Consider the following 26,026-nt stretch of genomic DNA (forward strand, 5'->3'; position numbering starts at 1 on the left):
ATCCCGGCGTTACCCTTGTCACAAAGTACCACTTACAAGGAGCAACAATGGCACTTCCAGTCCTTTTTGATTGCGATCCAGGTCATGACGACGCCATCGCAATTGTTCTCGCCCTCGCATCGCCTGAACTGGATGTGAAAGCGATCACCTCTTCCGCCGGTAACCAGACGCCTGACAAAACGCTGCGTAACGTATTGCGTATGCTGACGCTACTGGGGCGTAACGATATTCCTGTCGCGGGTGGCGCGATAAAACCGCTGATGCGCGATCTGATCATCGCCGATAACGTACACGGCGAAAGCGGACTGGACGGCCCGGCGCTACCGGAGCCGTCATTTGCGCCGCAGACCTGCACCGCCGTTGAGCTGATGGCGAAAACCCTGCGCGAAAGCCCGGAACCGGTAACCATCGTCGCCACCGGGCCGCAAACCAACGTCGCCTTGCTGCTGAACAGCCATCCAGAATTGCACCGTAAAATCGCCCGCATTGTGATCATGGGCGGCGCGATGGGATTAGGTAACTGGACGCCAGCGGCAGAATTCAATATTTACGTCGACCCCGAAGCGGCAGAGATTGTTTTCCAGTCAGGGATTCCCGTGGTGATGGCCGGGCTGGACGTAACGCACAAGGCGCAGATTCACGCTGAAGATACCGAGCGTTTCCGGGCGACAGGCAATCCTGTTTCCACGATCGTGGCGGAGCTGCTGGATTTCTTCCTCGAATATCACAAAGACGAAAAGTGGGGCTTTACCGGCGCGCCGTTGCATGACCCTTGCACCATCGCCTGGCTGCTAAAACCCGAGCTTTTCACCACCGTTGAACGTTGGGTCGGCGTGGAGACTCAGGGGAAATACACCCAGGGAATGACGGTCGTGGATTATTACTTCCTGACGGGCAATAAACCGAATGCGACGGTGATGGTCGATATCGACCGGCAGGGCTTTGTGGATTTGCTGGCGGAGAGGCTGGCGTTCTACGCATCATAACCAGCCGGATGGCGCTAACGCTTATCCGGCCTACATCAGCGTACAATTTGTAGGCCGGATAAGACGCTTCGCGTCGCCATCCGGCACTGCCGATTACGGCTCAAACGGTCTGCGCTGGAACTGGTCGTGGCCGCATTTCGGGCACAGCGGCAGTACATCCGGCGTATACACCGCTAAATGGTAATGACACTTCTCGCACACAAGGTTGCCCAAGCCAACCACCTCGCCGCTGTGGTAGACCCCGTGGTGATTGAGATCCTGGAACACTTCGCGCCACTCCAGTTGCGTTTTGTCGGTGATGTCCGCCAGCTCCTGCCAGAGGCTCTCTTTAATCACCCGCATAAAGACGCTGTCGCTCTCCTCTTCCTGGCTCTCCTCGTAGCTCATGGCGAACTCTTCCAGGTCGCGTCTGACGGCGCGCGTCAGTTCGTCCACCTCGATTCGCGTTAACTCCCCTGCTTTCATTACGCTCTGACGCGCCTGTTCCACCAGCGCGTCAATATCGCGTTCGCCATTACGCAGGCGTTCGCTTAATGACGTCACCAGTTCACGGTAATATTGAGCAACCTTGTTCATCGCTTCGCCTCCTGGGTCGTTAACTGTCTATAATAATAGACGTTATTTACGCCGCGCTTTGCAAGACCGCCCACAGACTGTGTAAATTCATGCAAGGATTAGCATGGCGGGAATTCAATGCAGAATGCGCGAAAGGCTGTTTTGGCGCGGGCGTTTGGGCTATGCTATGCGGATCTGAAACACCACATCTAACGCTACGTTTGTAGCCGTAATGAAAACAGGACCACTGGCTGCCATGCAAGAGCAATACCGCCCGGAAGAGATAGAATCAAAAGTCCAGCAACACTGGGACGAGAAGCGCACCTTTGAAGTAACCGAAGACGAGAGCAAAGAGAAGTATTACTGCCTGTCGATGCTTCCCTATCCTTCTGGTCGACTACACATGGGCCATGTGCGTAACTACACCATCGGTGATGTGATTGCCCGCTACCAACGCATGCTGGGTAAAAACGTTTTACAGCCCATCGGCTGGGATGCTTTCGGCCTGCCTGCTGAAGGCGCGGCGGTGAAAAACAACACGGCGCCGGCGCCGTGGACCTATGACAACATCGCCTACATGAAAAACCAGCTCAAAATGCTGGGCTTCGGCTATGACTGGAGCCGCGAGCTGGCGACCTGCACCCCGGAATACTACCGCTGGGAGCAAAAATTCTTCACCGAACTGTATAAAAAAGGCCTGGTGTACAAAAAGACCTCTGCGGTGAACTGGTGCCCGAACGACCAGACCGTACTGGCGAACGAGCAGGTTATCGACGGCTGCTGCTGGCGCTGCGACACCAAAGTTGAGCGTAAAGAGATCCCGCAGTGGTTCATTAAGATCACCGCCTACGCCGACGAACTGCTGAACGATCTGGATAAACTGGATCACTGGCCAGACACCGTTAAAACCATGCAGCGCAACTGGATCGGCCGTTCTGAAGGCGTCGAGATCACTTTTGACGTGAACGGCTACGACAATACGCTGACGGTGTACACCACGCGTCCAGACACGTTCATGGGCGCCACTTACCTGGCGGTCGCCGCAGGTCACCCGCTGGCGCAGAAAGCGGCTGCCAACAACCCGGAACTGGCTGCCTTTATCGACGAATGCCGCAACACCAAAGTGGCGGAAGCCGATATGGCGACGATGGAGAAAAAAGGCGTCGACACCGGTTTTAAAGCCATTCACCCGCTGACCGGCGAAGCGATCCCGGTATGGGCCGCCAACTTCGTGCTGATGGAGTACGGTACCGGTGCGGTCATGGCCGTTCCGGGCCACGATCAGCGCGACTACGAATTTGCCACCAAATATGGCCTGACCATCAAGCCGGTTATCCTGGCGGCGGACGGCTCTGAACCGGATCTGTCCGAGCAGGCGCTGACCGAGAAAGGCGTACTGTTTAACTCCGGCGAATTTAACGGTCTGGGCTTTGAAGACGCCTTCAACGCGATTGCCGATAAACTGGCGGCGAAAGGCGTCGGCGAGCGTAAAGTCAACTACCGTCTGCGCGATTGGGGCGTTTCCCGTCAGCGTTACTGGGGCGCGCCGATTCCGATGGTGACTCTGGAAGACGGCACCGTTCTGCCGACCCCGGAAGATCAACTGCCGGTCATCCTGCCGGAAGATGTCGTCATGGACGGCATCACCAGCCCGATCAAAGCCGATCCTGAGTGGGCGAAAACCACCGTTAACGGTCAGCCTGCGCTGCGTGAAACCGACACCTTTGACACCTTTATGGAGTCCTCCTGGTACTACGCGCGCTACACCTGCCCGCAGTACAACGAAGGGATGCTGGACCCGGAAGCAGCAAATTACTGGCTGCCGGTCGATATCTACATCGGCGGTATTGAACACGCGATCATGCACCTGCTCTACTTCCGCTTCTTCCACAAGCTGATGCGCGACGCGGGCATGGTGAACTCTGACGAACCGGCGAAACAGCTACTGTGCCAGGGTATGGTGCTGGCAGACGCATTCTACTATGTAGGCGAAAACGGCGAGCGTAACTGGGTTTCCCCGGTTGATGCCATCGTTGAGCGCGACGAGAAAGGCCGCATCGTTAAGGCGAAAGACGCGGCGGGCCATGAGCTGGTGTACACCGGCATGAGCAAGATGTCCAAGTCCAAAAACAACGGCATCGACCCGCAGGTAATGGTTGAGCGTTACGGCGCGGACACCGTGCGTCTGTTCATGATGTTTGCTTCTCCAGCCGATATGACGCTGGAATGGCAGGAATCTGGCGTGGAAGGGGCAAACCGCTTCCTGAAGCGCGTCTGGAAACTGGTCTATGAGCACACCGCGAAAGGCGAGGTTGCGGCACTGAACGTTGATGCGCTGAGCGAAGATCAGAAAGCGCTGCGTCGCGACGTCCACAAAACCATCGCGAAAGTGACCGATGATATCGGCCGCCGTCAGACCTTCAACACCGCGATTGCCGCGATTATGGAGCTGATGAACAAACTGGCGAAAGCGCCGCAGGAAGGCGAGCAGGATCGCGCCCTGATGCAGGAAGCGCTGCTGGCTGTCGTGCGTATGCTCAACCCGTTCACCCCACATGCCTGCTTCACGCTGTGGGAAGCGCTGAAAGGCGAAGGCGATATCGATAACGCGCCGTGGCCGGTCGCTGACGACAAAGCAATGGTAGAAGACTCTACGTTGGTTGTGGTTCAGGTGAACGGTAAAGTCCGTGGCAAAATCACCGTACCGGTGAACGCCACTGAAGAACAGGTTCGTGAACGTGCTGGCCAGGAACATTTGGTCGCAAAATATCTTGATGGCGTTACCGTGCGTAAAGTGATTTACGTTCCGGGTAAACTCCTCAATTTGGTCGTTGGCTAAGCGCGGGAGGAAGCGTGCGACATCTGACAACATTGTTGTTATCCCTGGCGGTGCTGGTCACCGCCGGGTGCGGCTGGCACCTGCGTAGCACTACGCAGGTGCCCAGCACGATGAAAACTATGATTCTTGATACAAGCGATCCGAATGGACCATTAAGCCGGGCGGTACGTAACCAACTGCGTCTTAACAATATTGAATTGCTTGAGAAAGATACAACGCGCCAGGATGTTCCGTCACTGCGCCTTGGCCGGACCAGTATCTCTAAAGATACCGCCTCCGTGTTCCAGGATGGCCGTACGGCGGAATACCAGATGGTCATGAGCGTCAGTGCAAGCGTTCTGATCCCGGGTCATGATATTTATCCGATCAGCACGAAAGTGTACCGTTCATTCTTTGATAACCCGCAAACCGCGCTGGCGAAGGATAATGAACAGGATATGATCATCAAAGAGATGTATGACAAAGCGGCCGAACAGTTGATTCGCAAGCTGCCGAGTATCCATGTCGCTGATGCTCAGTCATCCCAGGAAAACGCGGACGCCGCTGAAAACACCACGGCGACGCCAGCATCTTCCCCGGCACGCGTGTCCACCACGCTGGGTAACTGATGATCCGGTTGTACCCTGAACAACTCCGCGCACAGCTCAATGAAGGGCTGCGCGCGGCGTACTTGCTCTTGGGCAACGACCCTCTCTTGTTGCAGGAAAGCCAGGACGCTATTCGTCTGACGGCCGCTGCGCAAGGGTTCGAAGAACACCACGCCTTTACGATCGACACCAGCACCGACTGGGGAACCCTGTTCTCACAGTGTCAGGCAATGAGCCTGTTTGCCAGCCGTCAAACGCTGCTGTTGTTGCTACCGGAAAATGGCCCGAATGCGGCGATCAATGAACAGCTCGCAACGCTCAGCGGTTTGCTGCATGACGACCTGCTGCTGATCGTGCGCGGAAATAAGCTCACTAAAGCCCAGGAAAACGCCGCCTGGTATACCTCGCTGGCGGGCACTGGTGTGCAGGTAAGCTGTCAGACGCCGGAGCAGGCGCAGCTACCGCGCTGGGTTGCCGCCAGAGCAAAGCAGAATAATTTGCAACTGGATGACGCCGCGAATCAGCTGCTGTGTTATTGCTACGAAGGCAACCTGCTGGCGCTGGCGCAGGCGCTGGAGCGGCTTTCACTCCTCTGGCCTGACGGTAAGCTCACGCTTCCACGCGTAGAGCAGGCCGTCAACGACGCGGCGCACTTCACGCCATACCATTGGGTGGATGCGTTATTGATGGGCAAAAGCAAACGCGCCCTGCATATTTTGCAGCAACTGCGCCTTGAGGGCAGTGAGCCCGTGATCCTGCTGCGCACCCTGCAACGCGAATTACTGATGCTGGTTAACCTTAAACGGCAATCCGCCCATACGCCTCTGCGCACGCTGTTTGATAAACATCGGGTATGGCAAAACCGTCGCGGCATGATTGGCGATGCGTTGAATCGGCTCCAGCAGACCCAGCTTCGCCAGGCAGTGCAACTGTTGACGCGGACGGAAATTACGCTAAAACAAGATTATGGACAGTCAGTGTGGGCTGAGCTGGAGGGGCTTTCTCTTCTTCTCTGCCACAAAGCGCTGGCAGATGTTTTTATTGATGGTTGATATGAAATCGTTACAGGCTCTGTTCGGCGGCACCTTTGATCCCGTGCATTATGGTCATCTCAAGCCCGTGGAAACGCTGGCCAATCTGATTGGCCTGTCGCGGGTGATTATCATGCCCAATAACGTACCGCCTCATCGTCCACAGCCTGAAGCGTCCAGCGCACAGCGTAAATATATGCTTGAGCTGGCTATCGCCGACAAACCGCTGTTTATCCTGGATGAGCGCGAACTCAAACGCGATACCGCCTCTTACACCGCGCAAACGCTGAAAGAGTGGCGGGAAGAGCAAGGCCCGGACGCGCCGCTGGCGTTTATCATCGGCCAGGACTCCTTACTGACGTTCCCGACCTGGCACGACTATGAAACCATTCTGGACAATACTCACCTGATCGTTTGCCGACGCCCCGGCTACCCGCTTGAGATGGTGAAAGAGCAACATCAGCAGTGGCTGGAGCGCCATTTAACCCATACGCCGGACGATCTGCACGCGCTCCCGGCGGGTAAAATTTATCTGGCTGAAACGCCCTGGTTCAATATCTCCGCCACCCTTATCCGCGAGCGACTGGAGAAAGGCGAACCGTGCGACGATCTCATGCCGGAATCCGTCCTGAACTACATCAACCAGCAAGGGTTGTATCGGTAAAGACTTCCGCCAGCGCCGTCAGCAGGCGGCTGTTCTCTTCCTGACTGCGAATCGCCACCCGGTAATAACGCGCGTCAAGCCCCGGATAGTTAGCACAGCTGCGGATCAGAATGTGCTTCTCCAGCAAGGCGCGTTGCAAATCCAGACCTTCCCGCTCACAGCGCAATAAAAGATAATTCGCCCGACCGGGATAAACCGTTAGCTCAGGAAACGCATGTAACCGCTGACGGAAGCGTTGTCCCTCCTCCGCCAGCCACTGCCAGGTCGCCTGGTGATAGGCGGCATCCTGCAAGATAACCTCTCCGGCCAGCGCCGCAAACGCGTTGATTGACCAGGGCATCTGTTGCGCTCTCATTTGCGCAACCGCCTGCTCGTCGCTGTTCACCAGATAGCCCAGCCGCAGCCCCGGAATGGCGTAAAATTTGGTGAGCGAACGCAGCACCCAGATATGCGGGTTGCCCTGCAACAGCGGAATAAAGCCCTCTTCACCCGGAATAAAATCGATAAACGCCTCATCCAGGATCAGCGCGATCCCCTGCGTCTTACAGCGTTCCGCAATAGCCAGTAACAGTTCGCGGGCAGGCAGGAGTCCGGTTGGATTATTTGGCGTACAGAGAAACAGGCAGTCCAGATCCGGGGTCAGCGCATTCAGAATGGCGTCCGTGAGTTGCCAGCCATCAGCTTCGCGAAGCGCAAATTCATGTATCTCACACGCGCCCCACTGTAGCGCACGGCGATACTCGGCAAAGCCCGGCGTGACGATCATGGCATGACGCGGCTTCAGCCCGTGAACCAGCGTGAAGATGGATTCCGTCTCGCCATTTCCGGCCAGGAGCCATGACGCGGGGATCTGATGGTGCTGCGCCAGCGCCTGGTGCAGATGCTGATAATCCACATCAGGATACCGCTCCGCGCAGGTAAGATTGTCGATAAGCGCGCGTTTTAAGCGCCCTGGCATACCCAGAGGATTAATATTTGCGCTAAAATCCAGCAACTGTTCAGGCGAGATGCCCAACAATGCGGCGGCTTCCCGGGTGTTACCGCCATGCGCACTCTTCAGTAAAGGCATCTTGCCTCCGATAAAAAGTCTATTTTAGTGAAAAAGCGCTGCGCAATCAGGGTGAATATCATATTTTGCGCGAATACGTATCACGAGGAAAAACATGCGACTCTGGTTAGTTCGTCATGGGGAAACCGAAGCTAATGTAGCCGGATTATACAGCGGCCACGCCCCCACTCCGCTGACAGAAAAAGGGATAGCCCAGGCGCAAACGCTGAATAACCTGCTGCGCAATGTCCCCTTCGACAACGTATTCTGTAGCGAACTGGAACGCGCCCGCCACACGGCGCGGCTGGTGCTTCACGACCGCGACGTACCGCAGCGCCTGTTCCCGGAGCTTAACGAGATGTTTTTTGGCGACTGGGAGATGCGTCATCACCGCGATCTGAGCCGCGAAGACGCGGCAAGCTACACGGCCTGGTGTACCGACTGGCAGAACGCCGTCCCGACCAATGGGGAAGGCTTCCAGGCGTTCTCACAACGAGTAGAGCGTTTTATTGCACAACTTGCTGATTATAAAGATAATAAAAACCTGCTGGTCGTGAGCCACCAGGGGGTTCTGAGTCTCATGATCGCGCGATTATTATCCATGCCCGCCGCCTCATTATGGCATTTCAGGGTTGAGCAAGGATGCTGGAGCGCCATTGATTTTTGTGAAGATTTCGCCACGCTGAAGGTGTTAAACAGTCGGGCCGTCTGGCATCACGGCGAGTGATATTTCTGTTTTTTCTCCTCGGGGGCGTTTAGGCCATTGACACCCCCTGACAGGCTGCTATCCTCCGCGCCAGACTTCTCCCGCCCTTCAGAGCTTTGCAGAAATTGTTTTACAAAAATGGCGATGCAATCTGTTGTGCGGGATGGGATGATAACCCACTTTTAAACGCCCGTTGATGACATTAGTCCCGACATCGCCTCGGGTTCAGGTATACTGACAGGCTTATTTATATTCATCCGTAATACCCAGGGGGAAAACTTGCAGGGTAAAGCACTCCAGGATTTTGTAATCGACAAAATTGATGACCTGAAAGGTCAGGACATCATCACCTTAGATGTTCAGGGTAAATCCAGTATCACCGACTGCATGATTATCTGCACCGGTACATCCAGCCGTCACGTTATGTCTATTGCTGACCACGTTGTACAGGAATCTCGCGCGGCGGGCATGTTGCCGCTTGGCGTTGAAGGTGAAAGCGTAGCCGACTGGATTGTCGTTGACCTGGGTGATGTGATTGTCCATGTCATGCAGGAAGAGAGCCGTCGCCTGTATGAACTGGAAAAACTCTGGAGTTAATGCGTGAAGCTTCAACTTGTCGCTGTCGGTACGAAAATGCCCGACTGGGTACAAACCGGTTTTACGGAGTATCTCCGGCGTTTTCCGAAAGACATGCCGTTTGAGCTGATCGAAATTCCAGCGGGCAAACGCGGCAAGAACGCGGATATTAAACGTATTCTCGATAAAGAGGGTGAGCAGATGCTGGCGGCCGCAGGCAAAAACCGTATCGTCACCCTTGATATCCCAGGGAAACCCTGGGACACGCCACAGCTGGCGACTGAGCTGGAGCGCTGGAAGCTGGATGGTCGCGACGTCAGTCTCCTGATTGGCGGCCCTGAGGGGTTGTCTCCGGCCTGTAAAGCGGCGGCGGAACAAAGCTGGTCACTTTCTGCGTTAACCCTCCCCCACCCGCTGGTTCGGGTGCTGGTGGCAGAGAGTCTGTACCGGGCGTGGAGCATTACCACCAACCACCCTTATCACCGTGAGTGATTATTAAGCCTTGAGTAGATTAAGCAGCGGATGAAACTACAGAATTCTTTTCGCGACTATACGGCTGAGTCCGCGCTGTTCGTGCGCCGGGCGCTGGTCGCTTTTTTGGGTATTTTGCTGCTGACCGGCGTGCTCATCGCCAACCTTTATAATCTGCAAATCGTGCGTTTTACCGATTACCAGACCCGCTCAAACGAAAACCGCATCAAACTGGTCCCCATCGCCCCCAGCCGTGGGATCATCTATGACCGTAACGGCATCCCCCTCGCCCTCAACCGCACTATTTATCAGATAGAAATGATGCCGGAGAAGGTCGATAACGTTCAGCAAACGCTGGATGCGTTACGCAGCGTGGTCGATTTGAACGACGATGACATTGCCGCGTTCAAGAAAGAGCGCGCACGTTCACACCGTTTTACCTCTATTCCCGTCAAAACGAACCTGACCGAAGTGCAGGTCGCGCGTTTTGCCGTCAATCAGTACCGTTTTCCTGGCGTGGAAGTGAAAGGCTACAAGCGCCGCTACTATCCTTACAACTCCGCGCTGACCCACGTCATCGGCTACGTTTCGAAGATTAACGATAAAGACGTCGAACGCCTTGATAAAGACGGTAAGCTGGCCAACTACGCCGCCACACACGATATCGGCAAGCTGGGGATTGAGCGCTATTACGAAGAGGTGCTGCACGGCCAGACGGGTTATGAAGAGGTTGAAGTCAACAACCGTGGCCGCGTCATCCGTCAGCTTAAAGAGGTGCCGCCGCAGGCCGGGCATGACATCCATCTCACAATTGACCTGAAACTCCAGCAATATATTGAAACGCTGCTGGCGGGCAGCCGCGCCGCTGTGATCGTAACCGACCCACGGACAGGCGGCGTACTGGCGCTGGTTTCCATGCCGAGCTACGACCCGAACCTGTTTGTGGATGGCATCTCCAGCAAAGATTACTCAGGGTTGCTCAACGACCCGAATACGCCGCTGGTAAACCGGGCGACGCAAGGTGTTTACCCGCCGGCCTCAACGGTTAAACCGTATGTCGCGGTGTCCGCTTTAAGCGCGGGGGTGATCACCCGCAATACCAGCCTGTTCGACCCCGGATGGTGGCAGTTGCCGGGTTCTGAGAAGCGTTACCGCGACTGGAAAAAATGGGGGCACGGTCATCTGAATATCACCAAATCCCTTGAAGAGTCAGCGGATACCTTCTTCTACCAGGTGGCCTATGACATGGGGATAGACCGACTCTCCGAGTGGATGAGCAAATTTGGATACGGGGAATATACCGGCATCGATCTGGCTGAAGAGCGTTCCGGCAATATGCCAACCCGTGAATGGAAGCAAAAACGCTTTAAAAAGCCGTGGTATCAGGGCGATACCATCCCGGTGGGCATCGGCCAGGGTTACTGGACGGCGACCCCGATCCAGATGAGCAAGGCGCTGATGATCCTGATTAACGACGGGGTGGTAAAAGTGCCGCATCTGCTGATGAGCACGGCGGAGAATGGCAAGCAGGTGCCGTGGGTACAGCCGCACGAACCGCCTGTCGGCGATATTCACTCCGGTTACTGGGAAATTGCCAAAGACGGCATGTACGGCGTCGCAAACCGCGCTAACGGCACTGCGCATAAATATTTCGCCAGCGCGCCGTATAAAATCGCCGCGAAGTCTGGTACGGCGCAGGTCTTTGGCCTGAAAGCCAACGAAACCTACAACGCGCACAAAATTGCTGAACGACTACGCGACCATAAACTGATGACGGCATTCGCGCCGTATAACAATCCCCAGGTTGCTGTCGCCATAATCCTGGAAAACGGCGGTGCGGGCCCGGCTGTCGGTACAATCATGCGTCAGATTCTTGACCACATCATGTTGGGCGACAACAACACCAATTTGCCTGCGGAAAACCCGGCGGTTGCAGCGGCGGAGGACCAATAATCGTGACGGATAATCCGAACAAAAAAACATTCTGGGATAAAATCCATATCGATCCCACGATGTTACTGATTCTGCTGGCGCTGCTGGTTTACAGTTCATTAGTCATCTGGAGCGCCAGCGGCCAGGATATTGGCATGATGGAGCGAAAAATCGGTCAGATCGCGATGGGTCTGGTCATTATGGTGGTGATGGCGCAAATCCCGCCTCGTGTCTACGAAGGATGGGCGCCCTATCTCTATATTTTCTGCATCATCCTGCTGGTGGCGGTAGACGCCTTCGGGGCGATATCCAAAGGAGCGCAACGCTGGCTGGATCTGGGGATCGTCCGTTTTCAGCCTTCTGAAATCGCCAAGATCGCCGTCCCCCTAATGGTGGCGCGCTTTATCAACCGTGATGTCTGCCCGCCGTCGCTGAAAAACACGGCTATCGCGCTGGTATTGATTTTTATGCCGACGCTGCTGGTCGCCGCGCAGCCTGACCTGGGCACCTCGATTCTGGTCGCCCTTTCCGGCCTGTTCGTGCTGTTTTTGTCTGGTTTGAGCTGGCGTTTAATCGGCATTGCGGTGGTGCTGATTGCCGCGTTTATCCCGATCATGTGGTTCTTCCTGATGCATGATTATCAGCGCCAGCGCGTCATGATGCTTCTCGACCCGGAGACCGACCCTTTAGGCGCGGGTTATCATATCATCCAGTCTAAAATTGCGATTGGCTCCGGCGGCCTGCGCGGTAAAGGCTGGCTGCACGGCACTCAGTCGCAGCTTGAGTTTTTACCCGAACGCCACACCGACTTTATCTTCGCCGTACTGGCGGAAGAGTTAGGCCTGGTGGGAATATTAATCCTGCTGGCGCTCTACATTCTGCTGATTATGCGCGGACTGTGGATCGCTGCCCGCGCGCAAACCACCTTTGGTCGCGTGATGGCCGGTGGTTTAATGTTGATATTATTCGTTTATGTCTTCGTAAATATTGGTATGGTGAGCGGTATTCTGCCCGTTGTAGGGGTTCCACTCCCGCTGGTCAGTTACGGAGGCTCCGCACTGATAGTGCTGATGGCCGGGTTCGGGATTGTTATGTCGATCCACACCCACAGAAAAATGTTGTCGAAAAGCGTGTAAGGGGTGCGCAATGCGTAAGCAGTTGCCAGGAGTCTGCGTCGCGGCAGGAATAATGTTACTCGCGGCGTGTTCGAGTGATGATGGTCAGCAGCAGGTTGCCGTCGCGCCGCAGCCTGCGGTGTGTAACGGGCCGATTGTTGAGATCGGCGGGGCGGAGCCACGTTATGAACCTCTGAGCCCGACAGCAAATCAGGATTATCAACGAGACGGTAGAAGCTACAAAATTGTCCAGGACCCGTCTCGCTTTAGCCAGGCCGGGCTTGCCGCCATTTATGATGCGGAACCCGGCAGCAATTTAACCGCATCGGGCGAAGCGTTTGACCCGATGCAGCTCACCGCTGCGCATCCAACGCTGCCGATCCCGAGCTATGCGCGAATCACGAATCTGGCGAATGGCCGGATGATCGTGGTACGCATTAACGATCGCGGCCCTTACGGTAACGATCGGGTGATTTCACTCTCCCGCGCGGCGGCCGATCGTCTGAATACGTCGAATAACACCAAAGTCCGCGTTGATCCCATTATCGTTGCGCAGGATGGTTCACTGTCAGGGCCAGGCATGGCCTGCACGACAGTGGCGAAACAGACCTACGCCCTGCCCGCGCGCCCTGATTTAAGCGGCGGCATGGGCAGCGTCTCTTCCGCGCCGGAATCGGTACAGCCGCAAGGCGATGTCCGGGCGATAAGCAATTCGACGCTGAAAAGCGATGACCCGAGCGGCGCACCGGTCAACAGCAGCGGCTTCCTTGGCGCGCCGACCACGCTCGCCTCCGGGGTGCTCGAAGGCAGCGAACCAACGCCCGCGCCACAGCCCGCCGCAGCGACACCCGCCGCGCCGGTAACGGCTCCTGGTTCGACTCAGGGCGCAGTCGCTGCCCCGACGCCGGCTCCAGCTCCGGCCGCCGCAAGCAGCGGTTTCGTGGTTCAGGTTGGCGCGGTCAGCGATCAAACGCGCGCGCAGCAGTACCAGCAGCGTTTAAGCCAGCAGTTTGGCGTACCGGGGCGTGTGATGCAAAACGGCGCGGTCTGGCGCATTCAGCTTGGGCCATTCGCCAGCAAAACTGAAGCCAGCGCGTTGCAGCAGCGTCTGCAATCTGAAGCCCAGTTACAGTCCTTTATCGCCAGCGCGCAGTAGCCTGCAAAGGGCATCTGAATTGTCAATTTCTGTAAATGACATTAACAAAGTCACGCGGAAAGTCAGATGCCTGCCGGTTATGCTTTTGCTATAGTAGGGCACTTTTTTTAATTCCATCACGGACGTCGTAGTTCAGACCATGAAGACCACTTTTTCCGCTCGTTTCATGCAGCGCATGGCGCTCACCACGGCTCTTTGCGCCGCCTTTATCACAAGCGCGCATGCCGATGACCTGAATATCAAAACCATGATCCCAGGTGTTCCGCAGATCGATGCGGAGTCGTATATCCTGATCGACTACAACTCCGGCAAAGTGCTGGCGGAACAAAATGCGGATACGCGCCGCGATCCCGCCAGCCTGACCAAAATGATGACCAGCTATGTCATCGGCCAGGCGATGAAAGCAGGGAAATTTAAAGAGACCGATCTAGTGACGATCGGCAACGACGCCTGGGCTACCGGCAACCCGGTATTTAAAGGCTCGTCCCTGATGTTCCTGAAACCGGGTATGCAAGTTCCTGTTTCCCAGTTAATCCGTGGTATTAACCTGCAATCCGGCAACGACGCCTGCGTGGCGATGGCCGACTTTGCCGCCGGTAGCCAGGATGCCTTCGTCGGGCTGATGAACAGCTATGTGAATGCCCTGGGTCTGAAAAACACCCACTTCCAGACCGTTCATGGCCTGGATGCTGATGGACAATACAGCTCTGCGCGCGACATGGCGCTGATCGGCCAGGCGTTAATCCGCGATGTGCCAAACGAATACTCTATCTACAAAGAAAAAGAGTTCACCTTCAACGGGATTCGCCAGTTAAACCGCAATGGTCTGCTGTGGGACAACAGCCTGAACGTTGACGGGATCAAAACCGGCCACACGGATAAAGCAGGCTACAACCTCGTGGCGTCGGCAACTGAAGGCCAGATGCGCCTGATCTCTGCGGTGATGGGTGGACGTACCTACAAAGGTCGTGAAACAGAAAGCAAAAAACTGCTGACCTGGGGCTTCCGCTTCTTTGAAACCGTAAACCCGCTGAAAGTCGGGAAAGAGTTTGCCTCTGAACCGGCCTGGTTTGGCGATACCGATCGCGCCTCGCTGGGTGTGGATAAAGACGTCTATCTGACCATTCCTCGCGGCCGCATGAAAGATCTGAAAGCCAGCTACGTGCTGAACACGGCTGAACTGCATGCCCCGTTGCAGAAAAACCAGGTCGTCGGCACAATCAACTTCCAGCTGGATGGCAAAACCATTGAGCAGCGCCCGCTGGTGGTACTACAGGAAATTCCTGAAGGTAACTTCTTCGGCAAAATCATTGATTACATTAAATTAATGTTCCATCACTGGTTTGGTTAAAAATTAAGCACTTGAAAGTGTGATTTCCATCCCCATATACTGAGTATCCTGATAACTCCCACACGCTGTGGGAGTTATTATTTTTTGATGTAATGCCGGAGCTGACATGAAAACCAAACTTAACGAACTGCTTGAATTCCCTACGCCATTTACTTACAAAGTAATGGGGCAGGCGTTGCCTGAGCTGGTTGATCAGGTGGTTGAAGTGGTACAGCGCCATGCGCCAGGTGATTACTCCCCGACGGTAAAACCGAGCAGCAAAGGTAACTACCACTCGGTCTCTATCACCATCAACGCAACCCATATCGAGCAGGTTGAAACACTGTACGAAGAACTGGGTAATATCGATATCGTTCGTATGGTGCTGTAATACATCCGTTCGTTACCCGGCGTTGCCCGGGTAACATCCTCCCCCGCTGTGATATACTTTTCTCCCTCTTTTGTTCATTCTCTACGGAGATGCCGTTTTGTATCAGGATAAAATTCTTGTCCGCCAGCTCGGTCTTCAGCCCTACGAACCCGTTTCCCAGGCCATGCACGAATTCACCGATACCCGCGATGAAAACACGCCCGATGAGATCTGGTTAGTTGAGCACTTTCCTGTTTTCACCCAGGGTCAGGCCGGTAAAGCGGAGCATGTATTAATGCCCGGCGATATTCCGGTGATCCAGAGCGATCGTGGTGGGCAAGTCACCTATCACGGCCCCGGCCAGCAGGTAATGTATGTTCTGCTGAATCTTAAACGCCGTAAGCTGGGCGTGCGGGAGCTGGTGACGCTGCTGGAACAAACCGTCGTCAATACGCTTGCCGAACGGGGTATTGATGCGCATCCGCGAGCCGATGCGCCCGGAGTTTATGTGGGAGAAAAAAAGATCTGCTCACTGGGTTTACGAATCCGTCGCGGCTGCTCTTTTCATGGTCTGGCATTAAACGTCAATATGGATCTCTCTCCGTTCTTACGCATCAATCCTTGCGGTTATGCCGGGATGGAAATGGCGAAAATATCGCAATGGGATAATAACGCAACGACGGATAATATTGCCCCTCGCCTGTTGGCCAATATTTTAGCCCTGCTAAACAATCCACCTCATGAATATATTCCTGCTTAATCAATAAAATATAATGACCCACGCAATTCATGGGTCATTAACTATATATTGCTTGAATGCTTTACTTCTCCGCCCGGTTTCTATATTTTCGTTATGCCTAAGCTAAAACCGTCAATGACGCAACCTCATCAGCCATCAGAATGAGGGGATTCGCCGTGGCTAAAATCCGAATGTACTGTTTGTTACCCTGTTGAAATTGTTACTGATATTGACATTCAGGCGATATTTAAGCCAAATCAAAAATGCAATAAATATAAACCCTACTATTATTTATAACGTGAATAAATTCGGAGCGAGAGCGTGAATGATAATAATCTGCCGGGACGACGTCTAATCGAGCAACGGCCAGAAGACAAACCTCAAATTTTCAGAACGCTGAGAAATATTGACCTTAATCTCTTGACTATTTTTGAAGCGGTATACGTTCATAAAGGCATCGTCAATGCTGCGAAAATTCTTAATTTAACGCCATCCGCTATTAGCCAGTCTATTCAAAAATTACGCGCTATATTTCCCGACCCGCTATTTATCCGTAAAGGCCAGGGCGTGACCCCGACGGCCTATGCCACCCATCTGCATGAGTATATTAGCCAGGGGCTGGAATCTATTCTGGGCGCGCTGGATCTGACCGGCAGTTACGACAAACAGCGCACCATCACGATAGGCACGCCTCCCTCTATCGGGGCGTTAGTCATGCCAACCATCTATCAGGCGATCAAATCCCTGTATCCGCAGCTTCTGTTACGCAACATTCCGGTAAGCGACGCCGAATGCCAGCTCAGCCAGTTTCAGACCGATTTGGTCATCGATACCCATATCTACAGTAGTCGGGCCATTCATCACCATGTGCTGTTTGCCGATACTGTTGAGCTGGTTTGTCGCCAGGATCACCCTTCACTTTCCGCCCCGCTAACCGAAGAGAAGCTGAAAGCGGTCGACCATACTCTGCTGATGCTCGAAGGGCAGAATTTCAGCCTGGTGCGTCAGCGTATCCAGGACCTCTTCCCTGAACGACAAATCAACTTTAGCAGCTACAACATCTTCACCATTGCCTCACTCATCGCCAGCAGCGACCTGCTGGGGATGATGCCCACCCGGTTCTACACCTTATTTAGCCGTTGCTGGCCGCTCAAGCGCATTCCCTATGCGCCACTGAGCGATGAGAGAATCGACTTTTCGCTGCATTACAACAAATTAAGCTTGCGTGACCCGGTGCTGGAGAATGTTATTGATGTAATACGCGATGCGTTTCGAACCGGAGATGTTGCTGCTTAGTCACAGGAGATGTTGGGCAAATGGCACAAAACAACAACTATTTTACATTTTGCCGACCACTCAGGCTGCTTTATGGCCCGTTTCAATGATATACTGCCTGTAGTTAATTCAAAAATAGTTGATAAATACAACATTCCCTTGAATTGAAACGCTTTCCTTCGTTATTCGCAACTGGAACACGCACGCTATGAGTAAACCCATTGTGATGGAACGCGGTGTCAAATACCGCGATGCCGATAAGATGGCCCTTATCCCGGTTAAAAATGTGGCAACAGAGCGCGAAGCCCTGCTGCGTAAGCCGGAATGGATGAAAATAAAGCTTCCAGCGGACTCCACTCGTATCCAGGGCATCAAAGCGGCAATGCGCAAAAATGGCCTGCATTCTGTCTGCGAGGAAGCCTCTTGCCCTAACCTGGCGGAATGTTTCAATCACGGAACCGCCACCTTTATGATCCTCGGCGCGATTTGTACCCGCCGTTGCCCGTTCTGTGACGTTGCCCACGGTCGCCCTGTCGCCCCGGATACCAACGAACCATTAAAACTGGCTCAGACGATTGCGGATATGGCGTTACGCTATGTAGTTATCACCTCCGTTGACCGCGATGATCTGCGCGATGGCGGCGCTCAGCACTTTGCTGACTGCATTACCGCGATTCGTGAAAAAAGCCCGGCAATTAAAATTGAAACGCTGGTGCCTGACTTCCGTGGCCGTATGGATCGCGCACTGGAGATCCTTAACGCCACTCCGCCAGATGTCTTCAACCATAACCTTGAAAACGTACCGCGTGTCTATCGTCAGGTACGCCCAGGCGCCGATTACAACTGGTCGCTGAAGCTGCTGGAGCGTTTCAAAGAGGCCCACCCGGAAATCCCAACCAAATCGGGTCTGATGGTCGGTCTGGGAGAAACCAACGCTGAAATCATTGAGGTTATGCGCGACTTGCGCCGTCATGGCGTCACCATGCTGACGCTGGGCCAGTATTTACAGCCAAGCCGCCATCACCTGCCGGTACAGCGTTATGTTAGCCCGGAAGAGTTCGATGAGATGAAAGCCGAAGCCATGGCGATGGGCTTTACCCATGCCGCTTGCGGGCCGTTTGTTCGTTCTTCTTACCATGCAGACATGCAGGCGAAAGGACTGGAAGTGAAGTGATCGAGTAATACTCGCTTACATTTAACGCATAAAAAACCCGCTTAAACGCGGGTTTTTTCTCTTCAGAGTCAGATGAAGGAGCATCCTGCTCGCGTCATGATCACTCTTTATGAGAGAGTTTCTCAGCCTGAATATCGCCGCCCGCTTCTTTTTTCGCGCCAGCGTCTTCATCATTCATCGCCTTTTTGAAACCTTTAATTGCCGTGCCCAGGTCTCCGCCCAGCGTACGTAACTTCCTGGTACCAAACAGCAGAACGACCAGTGCGGCAACCACCAGCAGTTTGGTAATACTAATCTCACCCATAGATACCTTCTTGACTTAAAATCAGGCGGCTTAACGCGCCATATTAACCTGAGAATATTAACGGTCATTCGACGCGCGCACACAATAGCAATCTGTAACAAGGTGAATCAAGCTTAGTTTAAAAAAACATCATAATAATTGCGGTGGCGCAAAACGACGGTTACGTAAAACGGGAAGTTGCGCCCGAACTTGCCTGACGCGCTCGGCGGAGACCTCGGCCATAATCAGCGCCGGAGTCTCTGCCGCAGCGGCTACTGTGACGCCAAACGGATCGACGATTCGGCTCTGACCGATATTTTTGTTGCCGCACTCCCCTGCGGCAACGATATAGCAGGTTGAATCCAGCGCTCTTGCCGCCAGCAAGGTCGCCCAGTGATGCTCTTTCAGCGCCCCTCTTACCCAGGCGGCAGGCAGCACCAGAATGTCAGCCCCCTGCAAAGCCAGCGCCAGAGCCAGCTCCGGGAAGCGCAGGTCATAGCAGGTCATTAACCCGACTTTGATCCCCTCAACATCCAGCAGCGGGGCAATGGTGTCGCCTGCATCAACGCTGCGGGACTCCTGAATCGAAAAGGCATCGTACAAATGCAGCTTGGCGTAGTGCGCAACAATCTTTCCCTCGCACAACGCAACCTGCATGTTGAATGCCCGCCCCGGCGTTGAAGGAACATGAATCGTCAGGATTGTCGTCATCGTATTGCGCGCGCTCTCACGCAGTAAGCAGCGCAAAAACCCGCCCTCCAGTAGCTGCGCGGACTTAACCGACAGATCGGGATCGCGATCGTCACGAGCCAGCAGTGCCTCAGGCAACACCAGTAAGGAAACGCCATTTTCTGCCGCCTGAGACATTAACGAAACGCATGTTTCGGCGTTCTTTTCCCAGACCGACGCCACGGCGAATTGTCCTGCTGCAACGAGCATACTCCCCTCCGACCAGATTCGTTAAACTCGCCAAAGATGTTTATTCGGCGTTACACTCATCCCATATACAATCAAATAGCAGGAATATTCAGTGTTACAACTCCTTTTAGCAGTTTTTATTGGCGGTGGTACAGGAAGCGTAGCGAGATGGATGTTGAGTATGCGGTTTAATCCGCTTCATCAGTCCATTCCGTTCGGCACCCTGACGGCGAATTTGATCGGCGCCTTCATCATCGGTATGGGCTTCGCCTTATTTAGTCGCATGACGAATATTGATCCGATGTGGAAGGTGTTGATTACCACCGGTTTTTGCGGCGGCCTGACCACGTTTTCCACCTTCTCAGCGGAAGTTGTTTTTTTGCTCCAGGATGGGCGTTTTGGCTGGGCGATGGTGAATATACTGGTCAACCTGCTCGGGTCATTTGCCATGACCGCGCTTGCGTTTTGGCTGTTTTCGGCATCCACCGCGCATTAAGAGCATAAAAAAACCCGCCAGTTGGCGGGTTTTGGAATTCTTGCTGTCGTATGCTTACAGAGCGATTACGTTAGCAGCAGAAGGGCCTTTGGCACCGTTAGTGATTTCGAACTCTACGCGCTGACCTTCAGCCAGAGTTTTAAAACCATTAGTCTGGATTGCAGAGAAGTGTACGAACACGTCTTTGCTGCCATCTTCCGGAGTAATGAAACCGAATCCTTTGGATTCATTAAACCACTTAACGTTACCTTTAATCTTAGACATCAAAATTACCTTTACATGAAAAATAGACACAAATGCTGTGTCGGGTACCAGTACATCAATTGTGGTGCATTTTGTCCAGTCCAACTTTGCCAAAAAGTGATAAATATCGCGTTATTTTTTAGATTTTTTGTATTACCTATTGTTTTATAACGCTATTCTATATACCACTAACAAGGCATATCACTCATCAAAACTGGAAACGCATCCAGGCAAAGTAGACGTTACCGTTGTTATACGTACCGGGGATGTAGGTCATCTGGAACGTTGCCGGACCGTAGCCTATCGAGGCTAACGGCAACAGAACCGGCACCGGAATGTACTTCCAGTTATCACGCGCCGTTGCGCCAGCGGTAAATCCCAGCCCCATGTGGAAGTTTTCATCTGCCAGAGGTCGCCAGGTTTTTTCCCAACCGTAACCGCCGATAGGCTCCCACTTATTGAAGGAGTCTTTAAACGCCATGATGTAAAGCCCATGCCAGTTGCCTTTATCATCCCAGCGAGACTGACCAAACCCTGCCCCCCACGGGCGCTCATTGTAGCGATCCGTTTTTTCTTTATCGTAGGCAAACCGCGCATGCCAGGTAATGGCCGGCACGTACAAATCATAATGCTCGGGTTGTTGCCAGGTTTCCGACACATTATCTTTCAGCGTATCAAACCAGCCTTTATCTGCTGAAAAGGCCTGGGGCAGAAGGGCGAATTGCACAAAGAGAAATGAAAGAACAAGAAAATATTTTTTAGCGACAATCACAACTTAATTACCATCCTGGAGTTCAATACCGATCGTAGCAAAACGAACCTGAATGGAATCTTAACAAAAAACAGGTAACGAAAAATCAGAAAACTCCCCTTTGCAATAGCAAACCCACTTATTTCCCGTTTATTTCATACGGATCATCGCCGTTTACTGAAACTTTTTATCATCAGGAAAGGGAATCTGGCCTGTTATAATTCTGTACACCACCTCACAGTTAACATTGCATTTCCATAAAAATAACAAATACAAAACAAATACGTTTCTACGTAAATTTTTCGCCTGAGAGATTTCATATTCGTTGCCTGCATGAAAAAATAACAACACAGGACGTTTAATCCGTCCTTTTCTTGATTTTAATCAGCAAGGGGAAACGGTTTATTCGGCACATTTTCACACCACTTTCTGTTCCTTTTTTATTCTTACTTTCTGGGCGTCCAGGCGACAGGGGAAACAATGCTAACGTTTATTGAACTCCTTATTGGGGTTATGGTTATTGTGGGTGTAGCGCGCTACATCATTAAAGGTTATTCGGCAACCGGCGTGCTCTTTGTGGGCGGCCTGGTGCTGCTGATTATCAGCGCGTTAATGGGGCATAAAGTCCTGCCCGCCAGTGAAACCAGTACCGGCTATACCGCGACGGACATCGTTGAATACATTAAGATTCTGTTGATGAGCCGTGGTGGCGACCTCGGTATGATGATCATGATGCTGTGCGGTTTCGCCGCCTACATGACGCATATCGGCGCAAACGACATGGTTGTAAAACTGGCCTCCAAACCGCTGCAATACATTAATTCACCTTACCTGCTGATGATCGCCGCCTATTTTGTCGCCTGCCTGATGTCGCTGGCGGTCTCTTCGGCAACAGGGCTTGGCGTATTGTTGATGGCAACGCTCTTTCCGGTGATGGTTAACGTCGGGATCAGCCGTGGCGCTGCCGCCGCCATCTGCGCTTCCCCCGCAGCGATCATCCTCTCTCCGACCTCGGGCGACGTGGTTCTGGCGGCAAAAGCGGCTGAGATGCCGTTGATTGATTTTGCCTTTAAAACGACCCTGCCGATCTCCATTGCCGCCATTATCGGTATGGCGATTGCCCACTTTTTCTGGCAGCGTTATCTGGATAAAAAAGAGAACATCTCCCATGAAATGCTGGATGTAAACGAAATTACCACCACCGCCCCGGCGTTTTACGCCATTCTGCCATTCACACCGATTATCGGCGTTCTGGTTTTTGATGGTAAATGGGGTCCGCAGCTGCACATTATTACTATTCTCGTCATCTGTATGCTGCTCGCTGCCGTGCTGGAGTTCATTCGCGGATTCAATACACAGAAAGTCTTTTCCGGTCTGGAAGTCGCGTACCGCGGGATGGCTGACGCATTTGCGGGCGTGGTGATGCTGCTGGTCGCAGCCGGGGTATTCGCTCAGGGGCTGAGCACTATCGGTTTCATCCAGAGTCTGATCTCTATCGCCACCTCGTTTGGCTCCGCCAGTATTATCCTCATGCTGGTACTGGTGATCCTGACCATGCTCGCGGCAATGACCACCGGTTCCGGTAACGCGCCTTTCTATGCCTTTGTCGAAATGATTCCCAAACTGGCGCACTCTTCCGGTATTAATCCGGCTTACCTGTCCATTCCGATGTTGCAGGCCTCAAATCTGGGGCGCACGATCTCCCCGGTCTCTGGCGTCGTCGTTGCGGTGGCAGGGATGGCGAAGATTTCGCCGTTTGAAGTGGTGAAGCGTACTTCCGTTCCGGTTATGGTCGGGCTGCTGGTTGTCATCATTGCAACTGAAGTGATGGTGCCAGGCACTTCTTCTGCTGTGGCAGGTGGTTAAGCGAATTAATTTGTAGACAATTCGCCGGATGGCGGCGTAACGCCTTATCCGGCCGACAAATCTTACCCGTAGGCCCGGTAAGCATAGCGCCACCGGGCGATTCGCCGGATGGCGGCGGTAACGCCTTATCCGGCCTACAAAACTCCCCGTAGGCCCGGTAAGCATAGCGCCACCGGGCAATTGGCCGGATGGCGGCGTAACGCCTTATCCGGCCTACAAATCTTACCCGTAGGCCCGGTAAGCACAGCGCCACCGGGCGATTGGTCAATCCCGAATTCAACCGTGGTAAATACGCTGCGGTCTGCCCACTTTTCCGTGAATAATCTCGGCAATAATCAAATGCTGACTGGCGCAATACTCCAGATACCGCCGGGATGTGGTACGGCTGATCGTCAACGCCTGCGCCACCGTCTCAGCCGTATGGCGCGTCGCTGGGTCGCTAAACAGCTTCAGCACGGCATTCAGCGTCAGAGCATCAATCCCGGTCGGCAAATCACCTTTTGGCTCCCCTCGCGCATAGGCATTAAACATCTCGTCAATCTGCCGCTGGCTGGCGCTATCGTTACCCGCCAGCATACGCCGGCGTTGCTGATACCGCGTAAGCGTCTGCCCCAGGCGCTCATAGGCAATCGGCTTCACCAGATAATCAAACGCCCCCCAGCGCACCGCTTCGGAGACGGTTTCCATATCACTGGCGGCCGTGGTAAACACAATTCCGCCGGGATAGCGCGCCTGCATCAGCTCATGCAGCAGCGTGATGCCCTTCCCATCCGGCAGATAGTTATCCAACAGAATAAGCCCGGGTTTAAAACGTTCGATCATCATACGGGCCTGCGCCAGATTGCCCGCCAGCCATATCTGGCTGAAACCGGGAATATGGCGGATATATTCCGCATGCATTTCCGCCAGCAGCGTTTCATCCTCAACGATCAATAGGGTTAATGGTTCCGTCATCGTTTTTTTTCACTTTCGGAAGAAATAGAGAAAACAAGGTGCCACAGGGATCATTATCTTCCAGCGTAATCACCCCGCCACAGCGCCCCACATAACTTGCAATCAGATACAGCCCGATGCCATGTTCGCCTGGTTCATCGGTTCGGGTGCTGACACCCTGTTCAAATATTTTTTCGCGCAGAGATTCAGGAACGCCGCATCCCTGATCGGCAACTTCAATCACCACATCGTCCCCTTCGTCGCTCAAATAGAGTTCAACGACGTTATTCCCTTCCCGGGTACGCAAACTGGCTTCAAACGCGTTATCGAGAAGATTGCCGACAATCGCGGCAAATTCGGTGCTATCAAGCCCTTCCGGGAGTCGGTGCAGCTGACTGCCAGGCACGATCGTCATTTTTAGCCCCAGCTCCCGCGCCCGCTGGACTTTGCCGAACAGCAGACCGGCGACCTGGCGATCGGCAAATGCGCTGCGTAGACTATCGATCAGTTGCTGTTGCGCCTGCGACTCGCCCTGCACCATTTCCCTGACCCGATCATACTCTTTCATCTGGAGCAGACCGTTGAGCGTCGACATCCAGTTCAGGTGTTCATGACGCAGCGTTCTCAGGCTCTCCACATACTGTTTTATTTGCGTCAGTTGGGCGTTCAGGGTGGAAATTTCATCCTTGCTGCGAAAGCTGATGATCGCCCCCAGTAATTCATCCCCGGAGCGAATGGCCTCACGATTAGCAATAACGCTCAACCCATTGAAATTCGCCATCACATCCTGGCGTTTTTCCGCAATCTGCTGTGTGAAGAAGTCCGCAGGATTAACTACCGTCTCTATCGACTTACCCAGCCATTGCCGCCCCGGCGAACGCAGCCCCAGCATTTTTCGCGCGTTGCGGTTAATGGCAGTAATGTGCCCTTCCGGGTCGACCGCAATTAATCCTTCATACACTGAACTGAATAATGCCTCCTGCTGGCGCACAACGCGCGCAATCTGCTTTGGCTCCATCCCGAGCATCTGGCGGCGAATGTGGGCGGCGAAAAACCAGGAAAGCAGCATAAGCACCACCAGCAGCAGAACGAATACTCCCGCCATCGGCAGTAAAAAATCCAGTCGCCAGCTGTCAATTTTACTGACCAGATAACCGATGGAAACCACGCCGATCACGTTGCCATTGTCGTCAAATATCGGCGTTTTAGCGCGCATCGCCATACCAATAGACCCCTTGCCGGTGATGAAATAGCTCTCACCGTTCTCCAGCGCGCCGGGTTTCGTGAACTGCATCGGATAACCAATTTTTTCCGGGTTAGGATGGTAGAGGCGAATCGAGTTTTTGTCGCCGATGACCACATAATCAAAATCGGTGTCGCTTTGTAGTTTATCCGCGATGGTCGCCAGCCGCCTGTAATCCCGGTGTTTCACGGCCGTGATGATACTGTCGTTAGAGGCGATAATTTTTGCCTGGTTCATCGCCATATCCCTGACATGCGATGCCAGATAGTCTTCAAAGCTGGCGGAAAAATAGCGGGCTAACGCGGCGATGATGAAAACAGAAACGACCAGAATGAGCAGAAAAATCCGCAGCGGGAACGCGAGTTGACGAAAAAAAAGAAACCGTTTTTTATTTTTTGGGTCGGGCATTGTTATTCCTTCGCTGGCGTAAGCGTCTCATTTCCCGTATATGTAATAAAAATGTTTTAACTTTCTGCTGTGCATTTAATAGCGATCGTTACAGATTCCCCACCTTAAATCAATTAAACAAATAAAACCCACCGCGCAATTTGCTATTAAATTAATTAAAAAACTTAAAACCATTAAACACATAAAAACCATCTAAGTGTTTGTGAAATAAATCAAAATTTACCACCAAAATACCCCTTACGATGTAGGCAACAGAGAGAAAAAGAAATACGTCGTAATAAAAACAACGACCGCTCCAATTGAAAACAAAACGTTATCAGGTTGCAACGAC

At 53.4% G+C, this 26,026-nt stretch carries 26 protein-coding genes; 18 read left to right on the plus strand and 8 right to left on the minus strand.

Features of this window, described 5'->3' with window-relative positions:
* Positions 1-47 precede the first annotated feature (47 nt).
* Positions 48-986 carry a pyrimidine-specific ribonucleoside hydrolase RihA gene (rihA, locus tag CKO_RS10635; protein ID WP_012133342.1) on the plus strand — a complete coding sequence of 313 codons (939 nt, stop codon included), beginning with the start codon at positions 48-50 and terminating at the stop codon, positions 984-986.
* Between the two features lie 93 nt (positions 987-1,079).
* On the opposite strand, the gene CKO_RS10640 is transcribed toward rihA, so the two are convergent.
* The gene (locus CKO_RS10640; protein ID WP_012133343.1) at positions 1,080-1,562 is read right to left on the minus strand and encodes a zinc ribbon-containing protein; all 483 of its coding nucleotides are present in this window, start codon (positions 1,560-1,562) and stop codon (positions 1,080-1,082) included.
* Between the two features lie 235 nt (positions 1,563-1,797).
* On the opposite strand from CKO_RS10640, the gene leuS reads away from it, so the two are divergent.
* The 4 genes from leuS to nadD are packed head-to-tail and all read left to right on the plus strand — an operon-like array spanning position 1,798 to position 6,662.
* Positions 1,798-4,380: a leucine--tRNA ligase gene (gene leuS / locus CKO_RS10645; RefSeq protein ID WP_024130545.1), complete on the plus strand. Its 2,583-nt coding sequence runs from the start codon at positions 1,798-1,800 to the stop codon at positions 4,378-4,380.
* A gap of 14 nt (positions 4,381-4,394) precedes the next feature.
* Entirely contained in the window at positions 4,395-4,988 is a 594-nt protein-coding gene (gene lptE, locus CKO_RS10650) for an LPS assembly lipoprotein LptE (protein ID WP_024130546.1), read from the plus strand.
* A complete protein-coding gene (holA, locus tag CKO_RS10655) occupies positions 4,988-6,019 on the plus strand; it encodes a DNA polymerase III subunit delta (RefSeq protein WP_012133346.1) in 1,032 nt (343 codons plus the stop codon). Before lptE ends, holA begins: the two co-directional genes overlap by 1 nt.
* A 1-nt stretch (position 6,020) precedes the next feature.
* Positions 6,021-6,662 carry a nicotinate-nucleotide adenylyltransferase gene (gene nadD, locus CKO_RS10660; protein WP_024130547.1) on the plus strand — a complete coding sequence of 214 codons (642 nt, stop codon included), beginning with the start codon at positions 6,021-6,023 and terminating at the stop codon, positions 6,660-6,662.
* Here the strand turns inward: nadD and cobD are convergent.
* Positions 6,637-7,731, minus strand: coding sequence for a threonine-phosphate decarboxylase CobD (cobD, locus tag CKO_RS10665; protein ID WP_012133348.1), 1,095 nt, complete (start codon positions 7,729-7,731; stop codon positions 6,637-6,639). The genes nadD and cobD overlap by 26 nt on opposite strands.
* A 94-nt stretch (positions 7,732-7,825) precedes the next feature.
* Between cobD and CKO_RS10670 the strand changes: the two genes are divergently transcribed.
* From CKO_RS10670 to lipA, 11 genes are all read left to right on the plus strand, one after another.
* A complete protein-coding gene (locus CKO_RS10670; RefSeq protein WP_012133349.1) occupies positions 7,826-8,437 on the plus strand; it encodes an adenosylcobalamin/alpha-ribazole phosphatase in 612 nt (203 codons plus the stop codon).
* A gap of 258 nt (positions 8,438-8,695) precedes the next feature.
* Positions 8,696-9,013 (plus strand): ribosome silencing factor, encoded by a 318-nt coding sequence (gene rsfS, locus CKO_RS10680; RefSeq protein WP_012133350.1) that lies wholly within the window; start codon positions 8,696-8,698, stop codon positions 9,011-9,013.
* A 3-nt stretch (positions 9,014-9,016) separates the two neighbouring features.
* The gene (gene rlmH / locus CKO_RS10685; protein ID WP_003022725.1) at positions 9,017-9,484 is read left to right on the plus strand and encodes a 23S rRNA (pseudouridine(1915)-N(3))-methyltransferase RlmH; all 468 of its coding nucleotides are present in this window, start codon (positions 9,017-9,019) and stop codon (positions 9,482-9,484) included.
* Between the two features lie 30 nt (positions 9,485-9,514).
* Positions 9,515-11,416 (plus strand): peptidoglycan DD-transpeptidase MrdA, encoded by a 1,902-nt coding sequence (gene mrdA / locus CKO_RS10690; protein WP_012133351.1) that lies wholly within the window; start codon positions 9,515-9,517, stop codon positions 11,414-11,416.
* A gap of 2 nt (positions 11,417-11,418) precedes the next feature.
* Positions 11,419-12,531 carry a peptidoglycan glycosyltransferase MrdB gene (gene mrdB / locus CKO_RS10695; protein WP_012133352.1) on the plus strand — a complete coding sequence of 371 codons (1,113 nt, stop codon included), beginning with the start codon at positions 11,419-11,421 and terminating at the stop codon, positions 12,529-12,531.
* Between the two features lie 10 nt (positions 12,532-12,541).
* Complete coding sequence (gene rlpA / locus CKO_RS10700; RefSeq protein ID WP_012133353.1) at positions 12,542-13,666, plus strand: endolytic peptidoglycan transglycosylase RlpA; 1,125 nt, start codon at positions 12,542-12,544, stop codon at positions 13,664-13,666.
* A gap of 139 nt (positions 13,667-13,805) precedes the next feature.
* The gene (gene dacA, locus CKO_RS10705) at positions 13,806-15,017 is read left to right on the plus strand and encodes a D-alanyl-D-alanine carboxypeptidase DacA (protein WP_012133355.1); all 1,212 of its coding nucleotides are present in this window, start codon (positions 13,806-13,808) and stop codon (positions 15,015-15,017) included.
* Between the two features lie 106 nt (positions 15,018-15,123).
* Entirely contained in the window at positions 15,124-15,387 is a 264-nt protein-coding gene (gene ybeD, locus CKO_RS10710; protein ID WP_000850547.1) for a DUF493 family protein YbeD, read from the plus strand.
* 97 nt (positions 15,388-15,484) lie between these two features.
* A complete protein-coding gene (gene lipB, locus CKO_RS10715; RefSeq protein WP_024130548.1) occupies positions 15,485-16,126 on the plus strand; it encodes a lipoyl(octanoyl) transferase LipB in 642 nt (213 codons plus the stop codon).
* 300 nt (positions 16,127-16,426) lie between these two features.
* On the plus strand, positions 16,427-17,401 hold the full coding sequence (locus CKO_RS10720) for a YbeF family transcriptional regulator (RefSeq protein ID WP_012133357.1): 975 nt from the start codon (positions 16,427-16,429) through the stop codon (positions 17,399-17,401).
* Between the two features lie 187 nt (positions 17,402-17,588).
* On the plus strand, positions 17,589-18,554 hold the full coding sequence (gene lipA / locus CKO_RS10725; RefSeq protein WP_012133358.1) for a lipoyl synthase: 966 nt from the start codon (positions 17,589-17,591) through the stop codon (positions 18,552-18,554).
* A gap of 100 nt (positions 18,555-18,654) precedes the next feature.
* On the opposite strand, the gene tatE is transcribed toward lipA, so the two are convergent.
* Together tatE and CKO_RS10735 are read right to left on the minus strand one after the other, a co-directional pair.
* Positions 18,655-18,858, minus strand: a complete 204-nt coding sequence (gene tatE, locus CKO_RS10730) for a twin-arginine translocase subunit TatE (protein WP_012133359.1) — start codon at positions 18,856-18,858, stop codon at positions 18,655-18,657.
* A gap of 129 nt (positions 18,859-18,987) precedes the next feature.
* Positions 18,988-19,776 carry a deaminated glutathione amidase gene (locus CKO_RS10735; protein ID WP_012133360.1) on the minus strand — a complete coding sequence of 263 codons (789 nt, stop codon included), beginning with the start codon at positions 19,774-19,776 and terminating at the stop codon, positions 18,988-18,990.
* Between the two features lie 91 nt (positions 19,777-19,867).
* On the opposite strand from CKO_RS10735, the gene crcB reads away from it, so the two are divergent.
* A complete protein-coding gene (gene crcB, locus CKO_RS10740) occupies positions 19,868-20,251 on the plus strand; it encodes a fluoride efflux transporter CrcB (protein ID WP_024130549.1) in 384 nt (127 codons plus the stop codon).
* Positions 20,252-20,305: 54 nt separating this feature from the next.
* Here the strand turns inward: crcB and cspE are convergent, their stop codons facing one another.
* Complete coding sequence (cspE, locus tag CKO_RS10745) at positions 20,306-20,515, minus strand: transcription antiterminator/RNA stability regulator CspE (RefSeq protein ID WP_000034825.1); 210 nt, start codon at positions 20,513-20,515, stop codon at positions 20,306-20,308.
* 187 nt (positions 20,516-20,702) lie between these two features.
* On the minus strand, positions 20,703-21,266 hold the full coding sequence (pagP, locus tag CKO_RS10750; RefSeq protein ID WP_012133363.1) for a lipid IV(A) palmitoyltransferase PagP: 564 nt from the start codon (positions 21,264-21,266) through the stop codon (positions 20,703-20,705).
* A 459-nt stretch (positions 21,267-21,725) separates the two neighbouring features.
* On the opposite strand from pagP, the gene dcuC reads away from it, so the two are divergent.
* On the plus strand, positions 21,726-23,111 hold the full coding sequence (gene dcuC / locus CKO_RS10755; RefSeq protein ID WP_012133365.1) for an anaerobic C4-dicarboxylate transporter DcuC: 1,386 nt from the start codon (positions 21,726-21,728) through the stop codon (positions 23,109-23,111).
* A gap of 276 nt (positions 23,112-23,387) precedes the next feature.
* Here the strand turns inward: dcuC and dpiA are convergent, their stop codons facing one another.
* A complete protein-coding gene (gene dpiA, locus CKO_RS10760) occupies positions 23,388-24,065 on the minus strand; it encodes a two-component response regulator DpiA (RefSeq protein WP_012133367.1) in 678 nt (225 codons plus the stop codon).
* Positions 24,034-25,695 (minus strand): sensor histidine kinase DpiB, encoded by a 1,662-nt coding sequence (gene dpiB, locus CKO_RS10765; protein WP_012133368.1) that lies wholly within the window; start codon positions 25,693-25,695, stop codon positions 24,034-24,036. Before dpiB ends, dpiA begins: the two co-directional genes overlap by 32 nt.
* Positions 25,696-26,026: the final 331 nt, after the last annotated feature.

This window comes from Citrobacter koseri ATCC BAA-895 (genome assembly GCF_000018045.1).
In the GTDB taxonomy this organism is placed as follows: domain Bacteria; phylum Pseudomonadota; class Gammaproteobacteria; order Enterobacterales; family Enterobacteriaceae; genus Citrobacter_B; species Citrobacter_B koseri.

Bases quoted from the DNA above. Each gene is read 5' to 3' on its own strand.
- rihA (WP_012133342.1), top strand. From the start codon at position 48: ATGGCACTTCCAGTCCTTTTTGATTGCGATCCAGGTCATGACGACGCC.
- CKO_RS10640 (WP_012133343.1), bottom strand. From the start codon at position 1,562: ATGAACAAGGTTGCTCAATATTACCGTGAACTGGTGACGTCATTAAGC.
- leuS (WP_024130545.1), top strand. From the start codon at position 1,798: ATGCAAGAGCAATACCGCCCGGAAGAGATAGAATCAAAAGTCCAGCAA.
- holA (WP_012133346.1), top strand. From the start codon at position 4,988: ATGATCCGGTTGTACCCTGAACAACTCCGCGCACAGCTCAATGAAGGG.
- nadD (WP_024130547.1), top strand. From the start codon at position 6,021: ATGAAATCGTTACAGGCTCTGTTCGGCGGCACCTTTGATCCCGTGCAT.
- cobD (WP_012133348.1), bottom strand. From the start codon at position 7,731: ATGCCTTTACTGAAGAGTGCGCATGGCGGTAACACCCGGGAAGCCGCC.
- CKO_RS10670 (WP_012133349.1), top strand. From the start codon at position 7,826: ATGCGACTCTGGTTAGTTCGTCATGGGGAAACCGAAGCTAATGTAGCC.
- mrdA (WP_012133351.1), top strand. From the start codon at position 9,515: ATGAAACTACAGAATTCTTTTCGCGACTATACGGCTGAGTCCGCGCTG.
- rlpA (WP_012133353.1), top strand. From the start codon at position 12,542: ATGCGTAAGCAGTTGCCAGGAGTCTGCGTCGCGGCAGGAATAATGTTA.
- dacA (WP_012133355.1), top strand. From the start codon at position 13,806: ATGAAGACCACTTTTTCCGCTCGTTTCATGCAGCGCATGGCGCTCACC.
- ybeD (WP_000850547.1), top strand. From the start codon at position 15,124: ATGAAAACCAAACTTAACGAACTGCTTGAATTCCCTACGCCATTTACT.
- lipA (WP_012133358.1), top strand. From the start codon at position 17,589: ATGAGTAAACCCATTGTGATGGAACGCGGTGTCAAATACCGCGATGCC.
- tatE (WP_012133359.1), bottom strand. From the start codon at position 18,858: ATGGGTGAGATTAGTATTACCAAACTGCTGGTGGTTGCCGCACTGGTC.
- CKO_RS10735 (WP_012133360.1), bottom strand. From the start codon at position 19,776: ATGCTCGTTGCAGCAGGACAATTCGCCGTGGCGTCGGTCTGGGAAAAG.
- cspE (WP_000034825.1), bottom strand. From the start codon at position 20,515: ATGTCTAAGATTAAAGGTAACGTTAAGTGGTTTAATGAATCCAAAGGA.
- dcuC (WP_012133365.1), top strand. From the start codon at position 21,726: ATGCTAACGTTTATTGAACTCCTTATTGGGGTTATGGTTATTGTGGGT.
- dpiA (WP_012133367.1), bottom strand. From the start codon at position 24,065: ATGACGGAACCATTAACCCTATTGATCGTTGAGGATGAAACGCTGCTG.
- dpiB (WP_012133368.1), bottom strand. From the start codon at position 25,695: ATGCCCGACCCAAAAAATAAAAAACGGTTTCTTTTTTTTCGTCAACTC.